A 17,393-nucleotide genomic window follows, 5' to 3' on the forward strand; every position below is an offset into this window, starting at 1 on the left:
CATGACAATTTTCTGATCCCTCAATCCCCATTGGAGTAGCAATGAATAAGGCAGTAGCAGCGTTGGTTTTGTTGGCCCTGGCATCCCCGGCATTAGCAGAAAATGACGTCATCATTGTCCCCAGCTTAACAGCGATTCCGTTTGTCTTGAGCAGCTCGGGCGACAGGCCCAGTGGCCACATCAAAAACTGGGGTTCCTTGAGCAAGGAAAATGGCAACTTCACCGCCGTGACCGATCGTGCAGTGAACATGCTTCAAGAGACATGCGGCATCAACTTTGGCGTTGTAAAAAATTCCACAGGCCGTATCGATCCGGAGGAAGGAACAGCAGCCATTGCCTGTATGCGCCGCGACGGTGAAACTCTGATCGAAACAGTTGTACCCGGGACACTTGTCGATAGCACCGGGACAACGGGCCTCAAAAACGTTGATGTCGGCACTCATGCATTCTTTGTGGTGCAGAGCGCAATCAGAATCCCGTTGGTCGATGAACAGCAATAACCGATTTCGTGATCATGACCGTCAAGAAAAGGGTTTCGCAGCCTAAAAGCGCATACGACTATGGCGAATACAACTGGCACTTCGCCTGGAGTGTTGATGTTGTAGGTCGGATAATGACGCATGCGACGGGACTGGTCTTTCAATTCAAGTGTGGAGCCGGTGAGGGCGCGCAGCCACCTTTGGGTGGGCGCTGCCCTTCGGGGGCATGGAACGGTGAATTGCGTGGCGGGGAGCAATCTTTGTCATTGATCTCCAATGATCAGGTAGCTATTCGCTTGTGCCTTGAGGCCCTGCAACTTTTCAGTGATATGGCGCGATTCGCTTGCCAGGACTGTCCCCAGGACACGCTCGGTGGCGACTATTACATGGTGCACAACGACCTATGGAACCGCGCTCATCCCAACGGACATGGGATGCTCTGTCTCCCTTGTCTTGAAAACCGCGTGGGCCGACCGTTACAGGTCAGCGATTTCACGGATGCCCCCATCAACAGCCAACGCCGGATTGCTGAGTTCTGCGGGGATGGCGCAGAGCGCGCGATCGCGAAATTACCTGATTCTATCTCGCTCTGTGGTGGCCGGTACCACGATGCCCACCGTGAAGAGTTACTGAATCGGCTACGCGGGTATCTCGGTACCTGGACGATGCGACTTTGGCTTCGGCGGTGGCGGATTCGTCTTCAAGCCCATCAGGGCAGTATTAGTTAGCCGCTGTTTGGATGCCACAGCACCGCACGAGTGTTGGTGCACACCCCCAGTGAGCGTCAGAGGAAAGCATGACCGTCATCCTGGAACACAAATCTGGGTACCGCTTGGGCGCAGAGGAGAAGCTTGTCATCGAAGCTTTGGCAGCGGCAGGTACGACCTTTCAAATCGCGGCCCTGTCTCAGATTTACCGGGGGAGGGTGGATACCCGTCATGCTGATCTTGTTGTGGGCGGCATGGGCTTCATTAAAGCTGCATTGCGCCAGCGCGATATCACCATGCCCGTGATTGATTCTTACCCGGCGGTACTGGAGAGCTACCTACACCGTAGGGTCTGGCAGGCCCGGCTAAGAGATGCGTTATCGGTTGCAAAGGCCGGTACCCGAGTCTTTGTTAAGCCTTCAAAGCGGCCCAAGCTCTTCAGTGGTTATGTTCTCGATTACTTCAATGACCATCGCGCGGCCGGTGCCCCACCAAGTGAACCGGTGTGGTGTAGTGATGTCGTCAGTTGGGCAAGTGAGTGGCGGGCGTACGTTGTCGATGGCTCAGTGGCTTTCCTGGGCTTTTACGAAGGGGATCGTGCTTGCATCCCAGATTGGGATACGGTTTCCTCGGCAGTACGTGCAATGTCCCTTAATCCTGGCGCACCGGTGAGCTATGCAATTGATTTCGGCCTAATCTCTACTGGTGAAACGGCGTTAATCGAAGTCAATGATGCCTTTGCGATAGACGCCTACGACAACGTTCCAGGAGAGCTTTACCTGAAGATGCTGAAAACCCGATGGGATCAGTTAGTACAAATGGAATGCTCAACATTTCCCTCCGGTCCTTAGACAGCGGCGACCGATGAAACGAAGGAATGACCGTATGCATGATCGATTGACCAAAGCGCGATTCATCAACGCTCTGATCAGAGAGCACGTAGCCATTCACTCCAGACGGAAAATATTCGGTCGAGAGACCTTCGCGGCGTATCTGCAAATTGAAGTTGATGCGAGTTCGCAAGGTTCAGTCTGCAGGTTGATCATCAGGGGGAATGTAGTCGGGACGCACTGGATGATTTTCGAAACCGAGCATCCAACGACGGCCGAGGGCATGCTCAAGGCGCACCACGATGCGATCGATATCGTCTTCACCGCGGTGAAACGTATTTCCGCCAGGCTTAACGAGCCAGCCAGCATTGGAATTGAGCCCATGCGCTATTACCAGGGCTGGTACACCGCGACGACTTAAGAAAAAGCCAGTAGTCAGGGAACGATACGCGCGCCAATCATTTCGGCTAAGTCCAGCAGCTTGTTGTATGTCGCCTCATCATCGAGGACGCTGACGGTGTTGTGCCGATTGAGAGCAAAGATCTCTGGTCGAATTCTGTCCCCAAACAAAACAAAGCACTGGGCAGTATCATCCTGGCGGGAAGTCCAACGCAGGCCCTGCGCGTCTGGGGCATATGCATGGATCGCCTCAGCCCATTTCCGAGTAACCGGGTACATATCCCCATCGGTGTCTATCAGTTCGTTGCGGCTGATGTTGAGGGCGCGCAATGCTTTTGAGGATAAATCAACCAAACGTAAATCCTCACCCCACGTCAGTAGCGTGGAAAACATGAAGTCTTTAAGTTTTGATTTCTGGAAGTACTTTGGGGGTGGGCCATAGGCAACGTCCCGGAAGACGGTTTCCATTGCTGCGCATTCAAAGCTGCTGCCAGCATAGATTGTGGGGATGATGTCTCCCGACGAATTACGAATGGGGCTGAATCGGGCATTACCCAGGGATGTGTCATTGAACTGTCTGTCCTGGTATTTCTTCAAATGAAACCTGTGTAGCAGTACCAATCCGTTTCCAAGTGTGTAGAAGCGTAGGTGCATCGGTTCGCCGGGCGTGGGCGGCAGATTCGGAGGCTTGTCATCCATGAGCAAGCCCAGCCACCTCTTCCTTAGCAGCAGACAGCACACCTGAAGGATTATCAGGGAGTGCGTCCTTTGGCAGCTTCCCACCAAGGAAGGTGTTTGGCGACGCAAACCAGAAGGCCATGCCCCATCCGTCCTTTATCGCGTCCAAAACACAGATCACACTCTCTAGGGCAGAGTAAGGGCGAAATCCATGGGCTGGGTCGAGTCCGTAGAGCGGGAAGTAGTCAATGCTTTCATGGTTTAAGGCGAAAATCCTTCTTGCCTTCTTCCATTTGTTGGGCTGGGAGCTTGGGTTGCTGCTGCTGAAATTTGCGAGCCATGCGATTTCATTCGAGGTCACCCAATCCTGGCTCTGAAGTATTTCAGTTTTGGCCTGGGCGAGCATTCGGGCCTCGCGCAGCAATGTCGAGGACACAGGTTTTTTTGGCACCATCAGAGATACAATCGAAGAAATAGTCTCGGCAGGGATGGGTTCCGCTTGAGCAAGGAACACTCTGGTGAACAAATCTAACGAGGCTACATAGGCGTCGGCGATCAGCTGTGACTTCACCTCAACAGTAATGATCACCTTGTCTTCTGAGGCTTTGATCTTAACATCAGGCGATTCACGATCGAGTTCTACTGTGTCTGAACTGAACGCCATACCCATCTCCTAGGTTATCTGTGCAATAGCATTCCTATGCTAACCAATCTATCCCCGAAGGCTGGATGTCGCAACGACCGTCTGGCGGTGATTGTGGAGTTAGCGCGCCCGGCCGCCGGGGGGCAATATTGATCCGCTCGCCACAGGTGCGCAGAATTTGTTCCAGCTCGATGCCCTGCAGTGTCAGCGGAATTGGGGTGCCCGGATAATCACCTCCAAGGGCGTACTTGCGCGTGAACGTAACCTCAGCGCCGCCGGGCCCGAAGTATTTGTGAATACCACACACCGGGCCCGATCCGTAATAGGTACCAGGTGGGACGTCATGCAAAGGGTTTTTCTGTGCCTGTTGTTGGGTCATTTTGTTTTGTTCCGGCGTTGGGACTCGCGGATGGTTCCGATAACGTCGCCAGTATCATTGGTGACGGAAACGCTGCTCCACGTTCCGCCCGTTCTGTTCTGAAATTTCGTAGGTCTGCTCACATCGTTCTCCTTGGAGCTGGCGCTGGGATGTGAGGATTCTGTAGTTGCTCTGGCAGTGCCAGCAGCAGGCCTACAAATTGTTTTCCTGCTGCCGGTTTCCGATGGCCAGCATAGCCCCGCTTTATATCCGCATCTGGAGTTCGAAATACACGCTGCAATGAGTTCCCAAGTGAAGGACTGAACGGCCAAGCCGGTGAGCGTGGCGGTGTTCCTGAGAGGAGCGCAGAAGCGGGCGGGTACATCACAGAAATTTCTGAGAGGGGGTACTGGCACGGCGCAAACAGCCGGATGATTGCCTCACTTTACTGAGCCCACCGGACTTTAACTGCACCTCTACACAGGACGCCAACGATGTTCAAAATTGAAGATTGCATCAGCCTCACAGAACTTTCAGAGTCGCTGGCGTTCATGAAGCCGACCACACGGGGCGAAATTGTCCCGCAGATAGATTTCGTTGAAATCCCTGACATTTCCCAGGATGAGTTTGCAAAGTTGCATGCCTACGTCCTGGACACGATCGCTGATCTCGGAGGGGCCTCATTTCTTTCGACGTTCAACAGCTTTGAGGGGTTTTACGACTGGCTCGATACCGTTGAGCACTACGAACAGGAGGACACGGAAACGTCGCTGACAAGTCATATGCCGTGGCTCGCGCTGATTTTCATTCAGTTGAGTCGTCGTTACGAATACGTGGACGCTAAGCAGCAAAAGCACGGGCCTATGATTTGTTCGGTATGCAGGGAATCAATTCGTGAAGGGCAATTCCGCTCTCATGAACTGCCTGATGTTTTCGTCGTGCAGCACCGTCGTTGCTGCGATCACGATCCAATGTGGTCAGTGGTGGACAAGGAGATACTCGATAGCAATACGCGCGCAGCTGAGTACCTTAAAGCCTGCAAGGAGTTCCAGCTCAAATGGAACACCACCGCGCTTGATGACGAAATCGCCCGGCTCTCCTGAACTAGTGATGGCGGCCCGATCACGGGACTTCGCTTGTCCCAGGCGTGCAAGTTCCGATCTGAAGAAGCCGTCATTAGGGGAATGGCACTAGGGATATTGGCAGGCCCGGCCCGGCCCGGCTCAAAAAATCTTTCAAAGGCGGCTTCTGGCACGCGTTGACCACCGTGAAGATGGAGTCACTTCCGAAAACGTAGGGTTACGCTATGACCACCAAAGCAATAGAGGTTCCTCAAGGGCGCATCGTTGATCCGCGCGCCATGTCGAAGTCGCTGATCAAAACCATCAAGGCTGCGGTGAAGAGTTCAGCCGTTACCACCACTTGTGAGTGGCTGGTGAGTGAGGGTTATGCATCTGATTTGGTGCATGCCAGTGAATTGGTTGAAACGGCTATCAACAACCCGGGCAGCACCCTGAAGTATTGGCTGGGTACCTGCAGCGCTTGCGGCATCGTCAAGGTCAAACAGAAGAGCAAGCCGACCAGCTGCAAATCTGAGATCCGTACCGGTCCACGCTCCATTCGCCGCTGCGGGAATCCGCTAACTGACCAACAGGACGTCACCGCGAAGGTTGAGGCTGCTGCCCTGGCTCAAGCCAACACCACCGTAAAAGAAGGATTGGATAATGGCATTTGATGTTGATGTCTTCCGTCAGGAGCTTCGCGAGTTGCTGGTACGGCATAACGTGTCAATCGGGGTGAGACTGGAGGGCGACACCCACGGACTCGACCAGACATTCGTTGTCACTGAATCGAATGGCAATGGCAAAGAACACGAATTGGGGCCGGGGAGCTACGTTGATCAATATGATCTGAAGTAATCGGCCATTCCACCCTCCCAAGCCCCGGCATTGTCCGGGGCTTTGTCATTCCACCATTCCTGATCCTCGGTACTTAACGACCACTACAGGCCCTGCCTCGGCTGCCGGCCGTTAATCAACGTCACAGAAATAGTCATGTCGCCCGCTTCTGGCACTCCTTGCGTCACCTGATGATGGCCACAGTCCTTTATCACTGGAGAACAATCATGGGTACATTCACCGGCAACGTAATCAAAACCATCCGGCCTGCGAACCGTGGCGGGGATCAGTTGGGGCCATGCGAAGAGTGCGGCAAGCCGATGTCTGAGGCATTCGTTGCTCATACAAAACGGGTTTACAAGCGCGACAACGGCGAAGCGTACACCGGCGAGCTCACAGGTGGCATCTACGGCCATGCTTCGTGCTTGGAGCGTTTTGGCCCGTTTACCACCCTTGCGGAATGGGTCAAAAACCCGACTCTGACATCACCGAAAGAATACGCCGAGCTGATGCGCAAGATTGATGCAGTCCAGGCCCAGGGTGATGCCGCAGCCGCTAACTCTTCGATCCCGAAGCCGGCGATCGATGTCGACCTGCTGCAAGATTTTGTTTGCTCACACGGTTACGGCGAAGCAACTCCCGAGGGCCTTAGGTTAGGTGAAGCGTTGATCGTTGCGGGCGACGGCCTGGCGACCGCTGCAGCTGAAATCGTGACCCTCGGCTTGACCGTCGAGACTGAAGAAGAGGGGGAGTGAACATGGCGTTAAAACCGATGACAGACCACCAATTCGTCAATCATCCCAAGGGTTACGTCTGCCCATGGTGTGAGAGCCCAAACGTTACGTTCTCAGGCACTAACCTGACCTTTCACGGTGACTCTATCGGCCAGGCCTCGTCCTGCGATGACTGCGATAAGAAGTGGGAGAACGTATTCACACTCACGGGCTACGACGGGTAGCCAGATCTGCATCACCTCTAGCCTCGGTACGGGGCTGGACCGGTGGCAGCGTCGTAACTATCAGGTCTTTCCTTGAGCAGAAATTTCTCTAAGCAGTGCTTATGGCACACCTGGAAAGGATCGATCGTAGGCATGCGTTTCCAGTTACCCGCGAGCCGTTTGGCCCATATCGAAAACAGAGGAAAACACGCATGAACGGAAAAGGCGGTATGGTCAAAGCTCGTAGCATTGCCGAGTTGAAATCCGCGATCAGTGAGCATTGGAAGAATGTGCCGGCCGCCGCTATGGCTTTGAAAATCATTGACGCCATTGAAACGAAAGAAACGCCAGAAACAACCTGGCGCATGGCGGACATTCTGAATTTGCTCGATGCGGCCGCGCTAACCCCAGACGCAGTTGCCGCTCTTGCGATTTTGACTCAATCCGAATACGCGATCTTCCGCGCCTGCGGCGAGTTCGTTGATGAAGAGAATCATCGACACAAGCTTTCCAGCGAAGAATTCCAAAGGGTCATGGCTAAGGATACGGTTTTGCATCCTGTGACCCACATTGAGGTCGCCCGGGCATCGGAGCGTGTGGTTCCGTTCTTTGAACTTGAATCGAGTGTCATTTGGTTGGAACCCCAAATCTGAATACCAAGGCTTCAGTTCCAAAGCTCCGACCTGAATGCTGAGGTGAGAAGTGTGGGTAACCGGACACTCGTGGGGTCCGGACCGGATGGTGATTTAGAAGCAAAAAAGTGTGAGTGACGGGTTCTGGCACGCTTCGACCTGCTCGATGATGACGTCACTAAAGCAATTCACTGAGGACGCATCAGATGAGCAACTACAACACTTCCGACGTGCGAACCCGTACTGGTGTGGTCGTAACGGCCACCCATCCAGTTGTAGGTTCGCTCTATTGGTACTTCGTCAGTGAAGCGAGCGTGAATGGTCCCGATTTTTATAGCCTCACGGACAATGTCGATCGCGCTTATCTGCTCGACGCCGGCTGGCGCGAGACCAATGTGCGCCGCTTTTATGGCGACCACGTCGCAAAAATGCTCCGTGATTGGGACCAGGTAAGCTGGGGTGGTGGATATGACGATGAGGGGAACGAATGGTCTCAAATAGAGCTTCAAGGCTCACTGGCAACCTTCCAGATGCGATCTGGGCAGTCCCCTGAAGAGTTCGTCGAATGGCTGCGCTCTGCCGAGTGGGTTGATACCCCCGGCCAGGTCCGCGTCGAACGTCTGGTCGATCACGGGTACTTCTCTGAGTGGGAGCGCGTAGATAGCACCGATGAAGGCTCTGTGGCCTCCGTCTCGAACTAAAATTCAAAATTCATGGAATGCGAAAATGACCACAAGTGTTCAGGAAGAATTCCCTACCACCAGCATTGGTGAAGCGGTTGAAACCATCATTAGCATGAAAGGTAACGGGCGTTATGGTGAGTACCTAGGCTGCGACGCTCAGGGCGTTGAAACCGTGAGGGTGGATGGCATGACCTTCACCGTGGGCCCTCAGGGTGCGGATGGTTGCATCCCAGTTCTGCACGTAGAATCTGGGGCCGCTGATTTGGTGGTTGTTGGCGAAGAGCTTTGCTACGCCATTGATCGCACCCTGCGGCGCTAGATCTGTGCGACTGCGCCCAGCTAGGCCCCAGTAGCCGGGCTAAAAACAGATCAATCCTGAAGTGCCGCTTTTAGGAATAGAAAATGGCCTCTCCAAAACAACAAGTCATTGCCCAACAGTTTGTCGACGATATGAACCGCACCCGTGGAATTGAGTTCGCTCGCCTGGGCATGCAGGTCGAGGTGGACGGCAAGATGGGCACAATCGTTGGCTTGAATGCCAGTGCCAACTTGAACGTGCAAATGGCAAACCAGCTGAAATACGGGAAGACAGCCCGCAGCTTTCACCCAACGTGGAAGGTGAAGTACTTCGATGAGGACGGGAAGGTCATCGCACACTTCGACGAAAATAAATGCGTTTTTCGCCCGGGCCAGCCAGCCAGTTGAACAACCTTGCCTTGGCACCAAACCACAATGGGCCGGCAAAATGAAATTCCGAGGAAAATACCAATGGCGCAGCATCTAGATTAGTTCCTCGCTGAGGTACGGAAAGATATCGAAGCGTTTGGCGCGGACTACCGTGCCCAGCACTCCGCCAATCCCGATCACTTCCCACTTGAGCTTGGCGACGACAACTCAGGCCTGTGGGTTGAGTTCCTGATGGACTTTCTGACACGCGACACCTCTGTTACCAAGAGTTAGGGGAATCCGCCATGGCATGGATTAAGTCGAAGGATCGAATCCCCAATCCGGGTGAGGAGGTGCTATGCCGGCTCAAGCACGTTTTCAGCGGGAGCATCAAAGATCACCGTCTGATCCATGTTGATGAGGATGACTGCACCTGGCGAACAGCTGATGATGGCTCAGAAATCGACTACAGCTGGGATGTGGTCGAGTGGGAAGAGACCACTGACATGCATAACCAAGAATCATAGGATTTCCTCATGAATAGCCTCTTCACCATCCATTGTGTGGACCAGGACAAGCTGACCGAAGTTATTCATAAAATGCGTGGCTTGGGCGCGCCAAGGATTCGTGTTGTCGATTGCGTAGACTTCTATATTGCTTTGGAGGGGACGCATCAGATGGCTGCAGCCGAAGTGCTTGGTGTAGCACCTATCTTGGATGTGCTTGAACAGGACGATTTGGTTGATTCAAGCACGCTGGATTGGGATTTTTTGTTCGGGGGCGTGATGTGCAGGGCAGGCGAACTGACGGACGAGGTGTTATCCCCGCTTAACGAGTCATATCGGATCAATCAAGATGGCACTGTAAGCCGCCGTGACATCGCAGCTGCCATCTCGGCAAGGTAGGAACAATGAAGAAGAACCACAAGCTGTACGCGTCGCGGGAACCCAACCTGGATGGCCTCAGCCAGTCCCAAAAGGATCACGTCATGCGGGTCTTCCCTGAAAGTCGGGCGTCAATGGCAGATTACCTTCGCCAGGGCGTGGAGGTTTACATCTACCTTCAAGATGAAGTGTCAGAAGTCCCCCCATTTGCGATCGCCGTTGTTCAAGATCCAGCGTACTGGATTGATTGTGTCGAATCCAAAAGTGCGGCACTGGCCTATGCAACTGAGTTGGGGCTTGTAGTCACCAGCGTTGCCCCGTCTGCATAAGCGCTGAAGGCGTAATACCCGGATTGAGGATTGAACATCGTGATTCAGACCGTAATCAAAACGCCGGAGACTCACCCGGCCCACCGCACCATTGGCCGCACGTTCCATGCCTGGGACGGGCATCAGTATTACTGCGATTCCTGGGAGTCAGGTCGCGGTTACTGGATGACCAGGGTAGATGCTCAGCCTGAGCTCAGCGCCAATACGCCTTCGAAATTCCGGCGTAACGTTTCTGAGCAGGCGATCGGGCGAAACTTTCACTTGGTCTCTGGCCCGTCGACGGCGCAGTCAAGGCACTGAAAGGGACTGCAGAGACTATGGAAGAAATAGGAATGATCTTGCTGCTCAATTTCTTGGGCGCGCTTATCAGTATAGGGTTGGTTGCTCTCTTTCTGCGCTACGTCCTTCCGGTCTTTCTCAGCGATGAGCAACGTTATGGCATCGATGAGCTGGGGATTGCTCAGACACCTGAATACATGGCGGAAAAGAGGGCGCGTGAGGAACGGCTGAAGGCCTTCGATCGTTTGCCGTCGAAATAACTTCCCCGCGCTGGCGCTGGGCCAATCAAATCTCAATCTAAGGAATGACCACATGCACAAAACATTTCGCCGCTCACACGTTCTACTGATTGCGTTGGCATTGGCGAGTTTTACAACCGCTGCATTCGCTGCCGAGGAAGTTGTCATGCCAGCCCATGAGATCTATCCGGATCTCCGTCTCGGGGTGTCACTGGTCGGCGTCAATGGCTGCAGGTATGTGGGCACGCTGTCAAGCGAGGAGCAACCCAATGCGGACGGGTTCCTGGCGCGTCTGGGCCAACATGTTATGGACACCGTTGGTGATGGACCGTTGCAAAATTGGACACTGACCCTACAGCGCAAACAGTGTGGCGATGGCATCATTGAAACCGTAAATGGCACCATCAATCTCGGCGAGATGTTGCAACCGATCCCGGCCGGCACGTTGATGAAAGTCACCCTCCGGTCAAGCTGATCAGCTCGAGCAAGGGCCAGGCCGCAGTTCAGCCGCCCGCCATAGGAATCCAAAAATGCAAGATCAACAAGTAGTAACTCTATCCACGTTTCAAACCATCATCGTCGCAGCGTTCGCTTGTTTTATGGCGTACTACGGCGCACTTCTAATCGATCACTTGTACATGGTCAACGGGAAGCATTATCCAGATCTGTTGAGCCACAAGGTTACCGTCGCCTCAGAAGGTGATAACGGAATTAGCGGGTTAACAGAACTTTGCCACAGGCGCGGTGGTTGGGATTTCTTCGAGAAAGACAACGGCACCTTCATGCGCTGTAGCACCATCCTGAGTGGATCACTCGCATGGCCCACAACCTACAAGATTGAGAACTACGAACAACTGGCCAATGAGCGAAGCGCATTTGAGTAAGCGGAAGCACTCGCCTGGGACCAATCACGGGCTGAATGCAGCACCTCCAGCCAAGCTGATCAGCTTGATTGGGCTTCCGCCTTCAGACGGTCAGCAGGATACATCCGCAAGAATTCATGGCTCTCATCAGTAGTGGCATTCAACCAGTCCTCGATGAGTCCATTGCTGAGAATTACCACCATGCGCTTCTCATCCTGGGGTTTGTGGTAGTTCTTCATCAGGTCGTGTTCTGCGGCGTTGATCGTCAACATCGAGTAGCTATGTACTATCTCGCCCTCTGGGCTCTTCCATTGCTCCCATAACCCCGCGATCGACATGACGCCATCGTCAGTGCGTGTGATCCTGGTCGGTACCGACTTGCCGCTTCGCCAGTCTGGCTCATAAATCGCGGCCGCTGGTATCACGCAATGTTGAGCTTTTTTCCAGGCTGAGCGAAACGAGGGCTTACTATCGGCAGTTTCTGCGCGCACGTTATAAGTTCGACGGCCCAGGTTTTTGTCCTTCGCCCAGAAGGGGAGCAGACCAAACTGTCCGATCAGGGCCTCGAACTTGTGATCACCCTCGTCAACGGATTCCTCAGGTCGGGCACGAATGAACGGACCACTGTACGTTGGCCACAGGTCATTTTTGAACGGCTGATCAGGGGTTACGCCGTAGCCTAGCAAGAGGCGATCTGTCGTTGGGGCTTCGTAGTGGCTGCACATTTCAGAGCTCTCTCAGCGGTCTGTCCCTATGATAGACCGCTGCAGGTGCGTCCTGTTACCCGCGGCGTTCCTGTGGTGCTACATGCAGGATTGGATGGTTGCCCAGCTTGGTGACGGTTACGTCGACTCGACTACCTATCTTCCCGAAGAAACTAGCAGCGTTCACGCCGGCCAGTTTGTCCCCGTCGGCATACTCGAAGCTCTCCGTGACGTGTTTGCACACGAGCAACTCGAACTTTGCTTTGTTGGCGGCAATCCAGGCCGCCACAGCTTTGGACAACGTAGGGCTGGCTGGCGGCGGCGTGGCAGGAGTGCCAAAGCGTCTTGGAAGTTGTGGGTAACCTGGTCGGCGCGCGGGGAAAGCCGTGACTTCATCAAGCAGGAATGACACCGGTACTGTGCAGACCATTTTCTTCCCGTCCAAAAGCTTGACCACCAGGTTTGTACCGTCCGGTTTGCCCGTCAGGTCTTGTGGGCGCGCCGACAGTATCATCGTGAGCTCTGGGAATTCTTTGAGCGCGCCCGCTTCGTACAGGATTGACAATCCGATCCGTGTGATTTGCTTCTCCGCCACCCGGGCCCATCCGAAGGCGTTTGAGTCCTGGAAGCACAAATACCTCATCCCTTTGCGTAGGACGATATCGTTGCCACGCTTGCGCTCCCACCTCAATAGACTCGCGTTGTTGTCGATCTTGAGAAATGGTGTGGACTCCACGTCCTTTCGCGTCACCTGACCGGTCTTCGTCGTACCCGTTGAGAGGGCCTTATTCAGTTTGGCCCCGATCGCAGCACGGGTCTTCGCTTGAGCCGCCTGGCGCTCCCGGCGCGCAAGCTGCTTTGCCGCGGCATCAACCTTCTCCTGGTGCTTGTCACATTCTTCCTTGAACTTGCGGTACATCGCCCGGAGCCGCTCGATGTCCTTTTCCATGTCAGCGACCATTGCTGGTGTGATCAGCGAGGCCTTCTCTAGCCAGGGCTCAACCACGGCCATGGCCTGCAGGCGCGCCGGCTCATCCTTGAGGTAAACGCTGAGTTCATTGTTCAACTGGCCGCCTCTGGTGAGGTTCTGGCTACCGACGGTGACAAAGCTGGCGTTATCGGTCACCAGTTTTGCGTGCAGTCCGTCTAGTCGATACACCTGGTGCGCGTTCATTAAACCTTTGATGTCTTTCAGCGAAGATCCGCCGGCGGCGAATACCTCTGCGTCAAAGAGCGTGTAGATCCGCGCGCCGACCTTGCCCTTGACCAGGCCGAGGGCGACGTCACCGGTGATATACGGCGACAGTATGGTCAGTGGCTTGGTCGAACGCTTAGCGTCCTGGCTCCAGCGTGGGGAGATATCGTCAAACATGCGCATCGATGGCTTCTTCCTGAAGTGCCGCTTGTCCTGGGCCGCCAGGCCACTTCCAAGCGCGGGAGATGGAATGTGTAGGTTGTAAAAAGACGCCACCTCTATGCAGCAGAGCATTCGGCCGAGTGCAGTGTGCACGGTGGTTCTGCTCTCGCATGGCTTCGGCAAACGCGGTCACTACCTTCAAGTCGTTGAAATCCGATGTGGCGAGAGATCTTCGTCCCCGATGCCCGAATTTACCATCATCCAGCATGCCCTAGACGATGATCGAAGTTACTGGGTACTTGCCGGAAGGGCAGCGATGTCCTCGAGGTTGGTGATCATTAGTTCGATATCACGCATGGTGAGTGTGCTCGAGCCACGGCGGCCAATGTTGCTGATGCCAATAATAGTCCCGGAAGGGAAGCGACTGGCGATCAGAGCTGCCAGAGCCTTGCGGCTTGCGTCATTGTCGACGATAGCAGTATCTCCGCTGGAGGTTTCAAGCTCGTACCCTCGATCGCGCAGGCTCTCGTACCACAGGACTTTGCGTTCCCTGTCGGTTAGTGGTGTTGGGGAATCAACGAGTGGGAAGTCACCGAACAGATGACAGGATAGCTTTACCCGGCAGCCGTACGCTTCAAAGATAACCTCACTTACGTGACCAAATCCCTCCAACTCCCACCACCGAGTCAGCTTCTCCTTGAGGCAGCGCAATGCCATCAATATCGTTGCCGGTGTTTGGGCCTGGCCGAGTTGTGCTTCCAGTTCACGCACGCGCTGGTTCGCGGTGCGCAACTTTGCATGGCGTTCTTCGATGTCGGCGGCAGTCTGTGTTTCCACATTCAGGATTTTTCCCACCTTTTGAATCGTGTACTCCACACTGCGTAAAGCACTTGCGGCGGTCTCGTGGGAGATTTCACTACCGTTGGCGGTCAGGTGTACCAGGATACCCAGCGTTGAGGCCATTGATTTGACTTCCCGAACCACCACGGCCTGCTCGTCCGCGTTCAGCACAATATCCGCCGGTGTCGCTGTGGGCTGCCCGCCGGGCGATTCAGTTCTGCTATTCAATGGGTGTCTCCATATCGGGTGAGCCGTTGCTAGGGTGTGTGCGCTGTGTCATACCCTGGCGGCGCTACTAAATTACAGATGTCCACATGGACAATCTCCCCAGGATCTACTCGGAACTGGTCCACCATTTCGACCGCAAGCCATGCTAGGTCGATGACCAGGTTTAGATGGCGGAAGGCGGCGGGTGCCCCTATGGCATTTGGAAGATTGCGAAGGCCTGCTCCATTGTCAGAGCTGTCTGGCTGAAATGGTCACCAATCCGACGCATCTCAGCGCCTGAGAGGTTGAATTTTTGTGCACGCACATCTGCTGAAACCTGATTGTACGTTTCCTGGATGCGCGTCACCTCGGCAACAAATTTGGATTGGCCGTCTTCGGTGTTGAGTGGGTGATGTGGCAGATCTTTGCGGGTCTTAGCCTGGCTCAACAGGAAATCGCCGTACACCGTCCAGTTGGCCACGAATGTGAGGAATTCAGCTTTATTGCATGGCCGTTTTTCGAGAACGTCGACCAGATGTTTAGGCGTTTCGAATGTTTGGTTCAAAGTCACAATATGATTCCCTGTCGCCCTGGTTTCAGAAGGTTTTCGATCAGTTCTTAAGTTTAACGGATGGTCTTCCTCTCACCCACTCTCCTCTGAATGGCCGCTCCTTTTGCCGGCTACTTCACCTCGGTTACCTGTCAGGTTCGAGGCGTGAATTTCCAGCCTTGGTTTTGACTGGCGACTCCATCCAGCTTCGGTACATTGGCCGATGTCTTCCTTGAACCTATAGGTACTGAATTGGGACTCCTTCAACAAGTGGCATTACAAGTCGGCATCGGCCTCATTATTGCCGGGTTGTTCCTCTGGCTCCGTTGGGTAGCACTGTATGGCTTTGCTAAACCTACTGCCAAACGTGTCTGGCGCTACAAGAACTACTCTGACGCGGCGGCTGCACTGTCTTTGGCTCACCCAGGACTGCAGATCGGCGATGAAGAGATGAAGCGTTTGGTGATGCTTCATTTCTTCGGTTGGGACATCGCGCCGGGCAGTGAGGGACATCAACTGTCATTGGTGCGCGGTACCGAAACCAAATCGTTCCCCGTTGTTGCTGGTTAAGGCTTTGTGCGCGGGCACACCAAAATAGAAATACAAGGGTTCTAAATGCCGTTCATAGCTATTTATGCGATCACAGTGGTCACCCTGTCGGTTGTTGGGTTTATTGAAGGAATGTCGAGGTTCGGGTTGATGGGCGCGATTGGCGGCTTGCTTGCACCGATACTGACCCTGAACGCCATAGTTTGGCTTGTGACAAAGCCAAACAACGAAACCGCACCGCCGTCGTACGTCTCGCTTTGCCGTTTTAAAAACCACGCCGAGGCAGCTGAAAACCTTCACAGGGTGCTTCCAGATCTGCACATCGGTGAGGAGGACATGAAGCGCTTAACCACGCTTCATTTCTTCGGTTGGGTAGTCATTCCGGGTAGCGAACGGTTTGGGTTTCCTCTCACACTGGTGCGTGGAACCGAAAACCGGATATTCACTTTGTCGTGACCTGGCGCGGATGAGTGTGCTTCGGCTGCGCCTCGATTTAGTCGGTAGTCTTTGCTGATAAGTCAGCGACCAGTTTTTCCCGCGCTTCCGTCAGCGCAACGCCAAGCAGGTTCTTACCTTTCCATTGACGAGGATCAAGGACTCGCGGGTCATGTTCCCCTAGACCAACTCCCCAAATGCGATCATAGGGACTTGCCTCGACCAACACCGTTGTACCTGTGGCTAAAAGGGCATCACGTAGAACAGGGCTTTGAGAAAACTTTGCATAGCAACCGTGTGCAACGATTCGACCTCTTCGCTCACACCAAGCGGCATCATTGTACCCAGCCACGCTACGGCCTAGCGCCTTTTGATCACGGGGATGCGCAGCGCGCATGATTTTGTCTGCCGTCAATTCGTCTCCGAAGAGCTTCGCTTTGCAATACATCATGAATTGCTCAACGCAGTTGAAACGCACACCTTTGACCACAAATTCCGAAATGAACCAGTTTGAAAACTGATCCTTCTCGGAGAAGAAAACTGTCATGTTCCCTTTGGTAAACATCGGTCAATTCCCTTAACTTTCGGCACTATTAACTGGCAAAGGCAGCATGGGTGCATCAAAGAACTGGTTTACTTCGGTGAAACCAGCCTCCCGGTAGCACTGCCACCACGCTTCCACCTGAGCCTCAGGACTTGAAGTGTTTGGTGCTGATTCTTTCAGTCCACCGCGCAAATCAATTGCCAGCAAGGCACAAGACCTATAAGCGGCTTCGGGCTCCAGGTCGTCTCTGGACAGCACTGCAAGAGCCGCCTCATGCCTTGATCGGACATAGTGGTACGCGCCTGCGGGAAGATCTCCGGACATATACTCCCGATATGCGGCACCGAGATTCACATCCAGAATCGGCATTACATTGTTCAGGTTTAGCTTCAGAGATTGAATGTCCATGACCTACTCCTGTTTTCCTCGTTACTCAGATATCGCCTGACAGCGTGTTGTCAATTGAAAGCCCGGAGGCAACGTCGATGCGCTTTGCCCCGCGAGCTTAATAGTCAACCGTCAGAATCTGGTTAGGTAGTACCACACCTTTTGATGCCCCCAGTTTCATGGCATCGATCGCGTGCCAGAACCCTCACTCAGTTGCAGCGCCTTTGACTTACGCACTGTCTTGGCCCCGGCGTCTTTCACGTAATTCCCAAAGCAACCCAGGCCGAGCCCATCCAAAGTCTTCGCCCGCTTGCGA

At 54.1% G+C, this 17,393-nt stretch carries 29 protein-coding genes; 20 read left to right on the forward strand and 9 right to left on the reverse strand.

Annotated elements, in window-relative coordinates; all coding sequences use genetic code 11:
- Nucleotides 1-41: 41 nt before the first annotated feature.
- The 4 genes from ACQKP2_RS01790 (at nucleotide 42) to ACQKP2_RS01805 (ending at nucleotide 2,437) form a co-directional block, all read left to right on the forward strand.
- Nucleotides 42-500, forward strand: coding sequence for a hypothetical protein (locus ACQKP2_RS01790; RefSeq protein ID WP_427573892.1), 459 nt, complete (start codon nucleotides 42-44; stop codon nucleotides 498-500).
- 14 nt (nucleotides 501-514) lie between these two features.
- Nucleotides 515-1,207 (forward strand): hypothetical protein, encoded by a 693-nt coding sequence (locus tag ACQKP2_RS01795; RefSeq protein ID WP_427573893.1) that lies wholly within the window; start codon nucleotides 515-517, stop codon nucleotides 1,205-1,207.
- Between the two features lie 68 nt (nucleotides 1,208-1,275).
- On the forward strand, nucleotides 1,276-2,037 hold the full coding sequence (locus tag ACQKP2_RS01800) for an ATP-grasp domain-containing protein (RefSeq protein WP_427573895.1): 762 nt from the start codon (nucleotides 1,276-1,278) through the stop codon (nucleotides 2,035-2,037).
- A 34-nt stretch (nucleotides 2,038-2,071) separates the two neighbouring features.
- Nucleotides 2,072-2,437: a hypothetical protein gene (locus ACQKP2_RS01805; protein ID WP_427573897.1), complete on the forward strand. Its 366-nt coding sequence runs from the start codon at nucleotides 2,072-2,074 to the stop codon at nucleotides 2,435-2,437.
- 14 nt (nucleotides 2,438-2,451) lie between these two features.
- On the opposite strand, the gene ACQKP2_RS01810 is transcribed toward ACQKP2_RS01805, so the two are convergent.
- The 3 genes from ACQKP2_RS01810 to ACQKP2_RS01820 are packed head-to-tail and all read right to left on the reverse strand — an operon-like array spanning nucleotide 2,452 to nucleotide 4,115.
- Nucleotides 2,452-3,114 carry an RES family NAD+ phosphorylase gene (locus ACQKP2_RS01810; protein WP_427573899.1) on the reverse strand — a complete coding sequence of 221 codons (663 nt, stop codon included), beginning with the start codon at nucleotides 3,112-3,114 and terminating at the stop codon, nucleotides 2,452-2,454.
- On the reverse strand, nucleotides 3,107-3,757 hold the full coding sequence (locus tag ACQKP2_RS01815) for a hypothetical protein (protein ID WP_427573901.1): 651 nt from the start codon (nucleotides 3,755-3,757) through the stop codon (nucleotides 3,107-3,109). The genes ACQKP2_RS01810 and ACQKP2_RS01815 overlap by 8 nt, the downstream gene beginning before the upstream one ends.
- 34 nt (nucleotides 3,758-3,791) lie before the next feature.
- A complete protein-coding gene (locus tag ACQKP2_RS01820; RefSeq protein WP_427573903.1) occupies nucleotides 3,792-4,115 on the reverse strand; it encodes a hypothetical protein in 324 nt (107 codons plus the stop codon).
- Nucleotides 4,116-4,588: 473 nt separating this feature from the next.
- On the opposite strand from ACQKP2_RS01820, the gene ACQKP2_RS01825 reads away from it, so the two are divergent.
- The 14 genes from ACQKP2_RS01825 to ACQKP2_RS01890 all read left to right on the forward strand — a co-directional run bounded on the left by ACQKP2_RS01825 (nucleotide 4,589) and on the right by ACQKP2_RS01890 (nucleotide 11,525).
- Nucleotides 4,589-5,197 carry a hypothetical protein gene (locus tag ACQKP2_RS01825; RefSeq protein WP_427573904.1) on the forward strand — a complete coding sequence of 203 codons (609 nt, stop codon included), beginning with the start codon at nucleotides 4,589-4,591 and terminating at the stop codon, nucleotides 5,195-5,197.
- A 203-nt stretch (nucleotides 5,198-5,400) separates the two neighbouring features.
- On the forward strand, nucleotides 5,401-5,829 hold the full coding sequence (locus tag ACQKP2_RS01830; RefSeq protein WP_427573905.1) for a hypothetical protein: 429 nt from the start codon (nucleotides 5,401-5,403) through the stop codon (nucleotides 5,827-5,829).
- Entirely contained in the window at nucleotides 5,819-6,013 is a 195-nt protein-coding gene (locus ACQKP2_RS01835; protein WP_427573906.1) for a hypothetical protein, read from the forward strand. Before ACQKP2_RS01830 ends, ACQKP2_RS01835 begins: the two co-directional genes overlap by 11 nt.
- A gap of 206 nt (nucleotides 6,014-6,219) precedes the next feature.
- The gene (locus ACQKP2_RS01840; RefSeq protein ID WP_427573907.1) at nucleotides 6,220-6,747 is read left to right on the forward strand and encodes a hypothetical protein; all 528 of its coding nucleotides are present in this window, start codon (nucleotides 6,220-6,222) and stop codon (nucleotides 6,745-6,747) included.
- A gap of 394 nt (nucleotides 6,748-7,141) precedes the next feature.
- On the forward strand, nucleotides 7,142-7,582 hold the full coding sequence (locus ACQKP2_RS01845) for a hypothetical protein (RefSeq protein WP_427573909.1): 441 nt from the start codon (nucleotides 7,142-7,144) through the stop codon (nucleotides 7,580-7,582).
- A 185-nt stretch (nucleotides 7,583-7,767) separates the two neighbouring features.
- Nucleotides 7,768-8,262 carry a hypothetical protein gene (locus ACQKP2_RS01850; protein WP_427573910.1) on the forward strand — a complete coding sequence of 165 codons (495 nt, stop codon included), beginning with the start codon at nucleotides 7,768-7,770 and terminating at the stop codon, nucleotides 8,260-8,262.
- Nucleotides 8,263-8,287: 25 nt separating this feature from the next.
- Nucleotides 8,288-8,563 (forward strand): hypothetical protein, encoded by a 276-nt coding sequence (locus ACQKP2_RS01855; protein ID WP_427573911.1) that lies wholly within the window; start codon nucleotides 8,288-8,290, stop codon nucleotides 8,561-8,563.
- A gap of 83 nt (nucleotides 8,564-8,646) precedes the next feature.
- A complete protein-coding gene (locus tag ACQKP2_RS01860; protein WP_427573912.1) occupies nucleotides 8,647-8,949 on the forward strand; it encodes a hypothetical protein in 303 nt (100 codons plus the stop codon).
- Nucleotides 8,950-9,215: 266 nt separating this feature from the next.
- The gene (locus ACQKP2_RS01865) at nucleotides 9,216-9,437 is read left to right on the forward strand and encodes a hypothetical protein (protein WP_427573913.1); all 222 of its coding nucleotides are present in this window, start codon (nucleotides 9,216-9,218) and stop codon (nucleotides 9,435-9,437) included.
- Nucleotides 9,438-9,446: 9 nt separating this feature from the next.
- Nucleotides 9,447-9,815: a hypothetical protein gene (locus ACQKP2_RS01870; RefSeq protein ID WP_427573914.1), complete on the forward strand. Its 369-nt coding sequence runs from the start codon at nucleotides 9,447-9,449 to the stop codon at nucleotides 9,813-9,815.
- Between the two features lie 5 nt (nucleotides 9,816-9,820).
- Nucleotides 9,821-10,123: a hypothetical protein gene (locus tag ACQKP2_RS01875; protein ID WP_427573915.1), complete on the forward strand. Its 303-nt coding sequence runs from the start codon at nucleotides 9,821-9,823 to the stop codon at nucleotides 10,121-10,123.
- A 332-nt stretch (nucleotides 10,124-10,455) separates the two neighbouring features.
- Complete coding sequence (locus ACQKP2_RS01880; protein ID WP_427573916.1) at nucleotides 10,456-10,662, forward strand: hypothetical protein; 207 nt, start codon at nucleotides 10,456-10,458, stop codon at nucleotides 10,660-10,662.
- 52 nt (nucleotides 10,663-10,714) lie between these two features.
- Nucleotides 10,715-11,116: a hypothetical protein gene (locus ACQKP2_RS01885; protein ID WP_427573917.1), complete on the forward strand. Its 402-nt coding sequence runs from the start codon at nucleotides 10,715-10,717 to the stop codon at nucleotides 11,114-11,116.
- A gap of 55 nt (nucleotides 11,117-11,171) precedes the next feature.
- Nucleotides 11,172-11,525 carry a hypothetical protein gene (locus tag ACQKP2_RS01890; RefSeq protein WP_427573919.1) on the forward strand — a complete coding sequence of 118 codons (354 nt, stop codon included), beginning with the start codon at nucleotides 11,172-11,174 and terminating at the stop codon, nucleotides 11,523-11,525.
- Between the two features lie 59 nt (nucleotides 11,526-11,584).
- Here ACQKP2_RS01890 and ACQKP2_RS01895 read toward each other — a convergent pair whose 3' ends face one another.
- The 4 genes from ACQKP2_RS01895 to ACQKP2_RS01910 all read right to left on the reverse strand — a co-directional run bounded on the left by ACQKP2_RS01895 (nucleotide 11,585) and on the right by ACQKP2_RS01910 (nucleotide 15,183).
- A complete protein-coding gene (locus ACQKP2_RS01895; RefSeq protein WP_427573920.1) occupies nucleotides 11,585-12,229 on the reverse strand; it encodes an SOS response-associated peptidase in 645 nt (214 codons plus the stop codon).
- Nucleotides 12,230-12,284: 55 nt separating this feature from the next.
- Nucleotides 12,285-13,586, reverse strand: coding sequence for a hypothetical protein (locus ACQKP2_RS01900; protein ID WP_427573922.1), 1,302 nt, complete (start codon nucleotides 13,584-13,586; stop codon nucleotides 12,285-12,287).
- A gap of 267 nt (nucleotides 13,587-13,853) precedes the next feature.
- Nucleotides 13,854-14,633: a hypothetical protein gene (locus ACQKP2_RS01905; protein WP_427573923.1), complete on the reverse strand. Its 780-nt coding sequence runs from the start codon at nucleotides 14,631-14,633 to the stop codon at nucleotides 13,854-13,856.
- Between the two features lie 190 nt (nucleotides 14,634-14,823).
- Nucleotides 14,824-15,183 carry a hypothetical protein gene (locus tag ACQKP2_RS01910; protein WP_427573924.1) on the reverse strand — a complete coding sequence of 120 codons (360 nt, stop codon included), beginning with the start codon at nucleotides 15,181-15,183 and terminating at the stop codon, nucleotides 14,824-14,826.
- 195 nt (nucleotides 15,184-15,378) lie between these two features.
- On the opposite strand from ACQKP2_RS01910, the gene ACQKP2_RS01915 reads away from it, so the two are divergent.
- Nucleotides 15,379-15,732, forward strand: coding sequence for a hypothetical protein (locus ACQKP2_RS01915; protein ID WP_427573925.1), 354 nt, complete (start codon nucleotides 15,379-15,381; stop codon nucleotides 15,730-15,732).
- A gap of 45 nt (nucleotides 15,733-15,777) precedes the next feature.
- On the forward strand, nucleotides 15,778-16,167 hold the full coding sequence (locus ACQKP2_RS01920; RefSeq protein WP_427573926.1) for a hypothetical protein: 390 nt from the start codon (nucleotides 15,778-15,780) through the stop codon (nucleotides 16,165-16,167).
- A 37-nt stretch (nucleotides 16,168-16,204) separates the two neighbouring features.
- On the opposite strand, the gene ACQKP2_RS01925 is transcribed toward ACQKP2_RS01920, so the two are convergent.
- Both ACQKP2_RS01925 and ACQKP2_RS01930 read right to left on the reverse strand, forming a co-directional pair.
- Nucleotides 16,205-16,711 (reverse strand): NADAR family protein, encoded by a 507-nt coding sequence (locus tag ACQKP2_RS01925; protein ID WP_427573928.1) that lies wholly within the window; start codon nucleotides 16,709-16,711, stop codon nucleotides 16,205-16,207.
- 12 nt (nucleotides 16,712-16,723) lie between these two features.
- Nucleotides 16,724-17,098, reverse strand: coding sequence for a hypothetical protein (locus tag ACQKP2_RS01930; RefSeq protein ID WP_427573929.1), 375 nt, complete (start codon nucleotides 17,096-17,098; stop codon nucleotides 16,724-16,726).
- Nucleotides 17,099-17,393: the final 295 nt, after the last annotated feature.

The sequence above is a fragment of the Pseudomonas sp. NPDC089569 genome (genome assembly GCF_050280625.1).
In the GTDB taxonomy this organism is placed as follows: domain Bacteria; phylum Pseudomonadota; class Gammaproteobacteria; order Pseudomonadales; family Pseudomonadaceae; genus Aquipseudomonas.

Bases quoted from the DNA above. Each gene is read 5' to 3' on its own strand.
- ACQKP2_RS01790 (WP_427573892.1), top strand. From the start codon at position 42: ATGAATAAGGCAGTAGCAGCGTTGGTTTTGTTGGCCCTGGCATCCCCG.
- ACQKP2_RS01795 (WP_427573893.1), top strand. From the start codon at position 515: ATGACCGTCAAGAAAAGGGTTTCGCAGCCTAAAAGCGCATACGACTAT.
- ACQKP2_RS01800 (WP_427573895.1), top strand. From the start codon at position 1,276: ATGACCGTCATCCTGGAACACAAATCTGGGTACCGCTTGGGCGCAGAG.
- ACQKP2_RS01805 (WP_427573897.1), top strand. From the start codon at position 2,072: ATGCATGATCGATTGACCAAAGCGCGATTCATCAACGCTCTGATCAGA.
- ACQKP2_RS01810 (WP_427573899.1), bottom strand. From the start codon at position 3,114: ATGGATGACAAGCCTCCGAATCTGCCGCCCACGCCCGGCGAACCGATG.
- ACQKP2_RS01815 (WP_427573901.1), bottom strand. From the start codon at position 3,757: ATGGCGTTCAGTTCAGACACAGTAGAACTCGATCGTGAATCGCCTGAT.
- ACQKP2_RS01820 (WP_427573903.1), bottom strand. From the start codon at position 4,115: ATGACCCAACAACAGGCACAGAAAAACCCTTTGCATGACGTCCCACCT.
- ACQKP2_RS01825 (WP_427573904.1), top strand. From the start codon at position 4,589: ATGTTCAAAATTGAAGATTGCATCAGCCTCACAGAACTTTCAGAGTCG.
- ACQKP2_RS01830 (WP_427573905.1), top strand. From the start codon at position 5,401: ATGACCACCAAAGCAATAGAGGTTCCTCAAGGGCGCATCGTTGATCCG.
- ACQKP2_RS01835 (WP_427573906.1), top strand. From the start codon at position 5,819: ATGGCATTTGATGTTGATGTCTTCCGTCAGGAGCTTCGCGAGTTGCTG.
- ACQKP2_RS01840 (WP_427573907.1), top strand. From the start codon at position 6,220: ATGGGTACATTCACCGGCAACGTAATCAAAACCATCCGGCCTGCGAAC.
- ACQKP2_RS01845 (WP_427573909.1), top strand. From the start codon at position 7,142: ATGAACGGAAAAGGCGGTATGGTCAAAGCTCGTAGCATTGCCGAGTTG.
- ACQKP2_RS01850 (WP_427573910.1), top strand. From the start codon at position 7,768: ATGAGCAACTACAACACTTCCGACGTGCGAACCCGTACTGGTGTGGTC.
- ACQKP2_RS01855 (WP_427573911.1), top strand. From the start codon at position 8,288: ATGACCACAAGTGTTCAGGAAGAATTCCCTACCACCAGCATTGGTGAA.
- ACQKP2_RS01860 (WP_427573912.1), top strand. From the start codon at position 8,647: ATGGCCTCTCCAAAACAACAAGTCATTGCCCAACAGTTTGTCGACGAT.
- ACQKP2_RS01865 (WP_427573913.1), top strand. From the start codon at position 9,216: ATGGCATGGATTAAGTCGAAGGATCGAATCCCCAATCCGGGTGAGGAG.
- ACQKP2_RS01870 (WP_427573914.1), top strand. From the start codon at position 9,447: ATGAATAGCCTCTTCACCATCCATTGTGTGGACCAGGACAAGCTGACC.
- ACQKP2_RS01875 (WP_427573915.1), top strand. From the start codon at position 9,821: ATGAAGAAGAACCACAAGCTGTACGCGTCGCGGGAACCCAACCTGGAT.
- ACQKP2_RS01880 (WP_427573916.1), top strand. From the start codon at position 10,456: ATGATCTTGCTGCTCAATTTCTTGGGCGCGCTTATCAGTATAGGGTTG.
- ACQKP2_RS01885 (WP_427573917.1), top strand. From the start codon at position 10,715: ATGCACAAAACATTTCGCCGCTCACACGTTCTACTGATTGCGTTGGCA.
- ACQKP2_RS01890 (WP_427573919.1), top strand. From the start codon at position 11,172: ATGCAAGATCAACAAGTAGTAACTCTATCCACGTTTCAAACCATCATC.
- ACQKP2_RS01895 (WP_427573920.1), bottom strand. From the start codon at position 12,229: ATGTGCAGCCACTACGAAGCCCCAACGACAGATCGCCTCTTGCTAGGC.
- ACQKP2_RS01900 (WP_427573922.1), bottom strand. From the start codon at position 13,586: ATGCGCATGTTTGACGATATCTCCCCACGCTGGAGCCAGGACGCTAAG.
- ACQKP2_RS01920 (WP_427573926.1), top strand. From the start codon at position 15,778: ATGCCGTTCATAGCTATTTATGCGATCACAGTGGTCACCCTGTCGGTT.
- ACQKP2_RS01925 (WP_427573928.1), bottom strand. From the start codon at position 16,711: ATGTTTACCAAAGGGAACATGACAGTTTTCTTCTCCGAGAAGGATCAG.
- ACQKP2_RS01930 (WP_427573929.1), bottom strand. From the start codon at position 17,098: ATGGACATTCAATCTCTGAAGCTAAACCTGAACAATGTAATGCCGATT.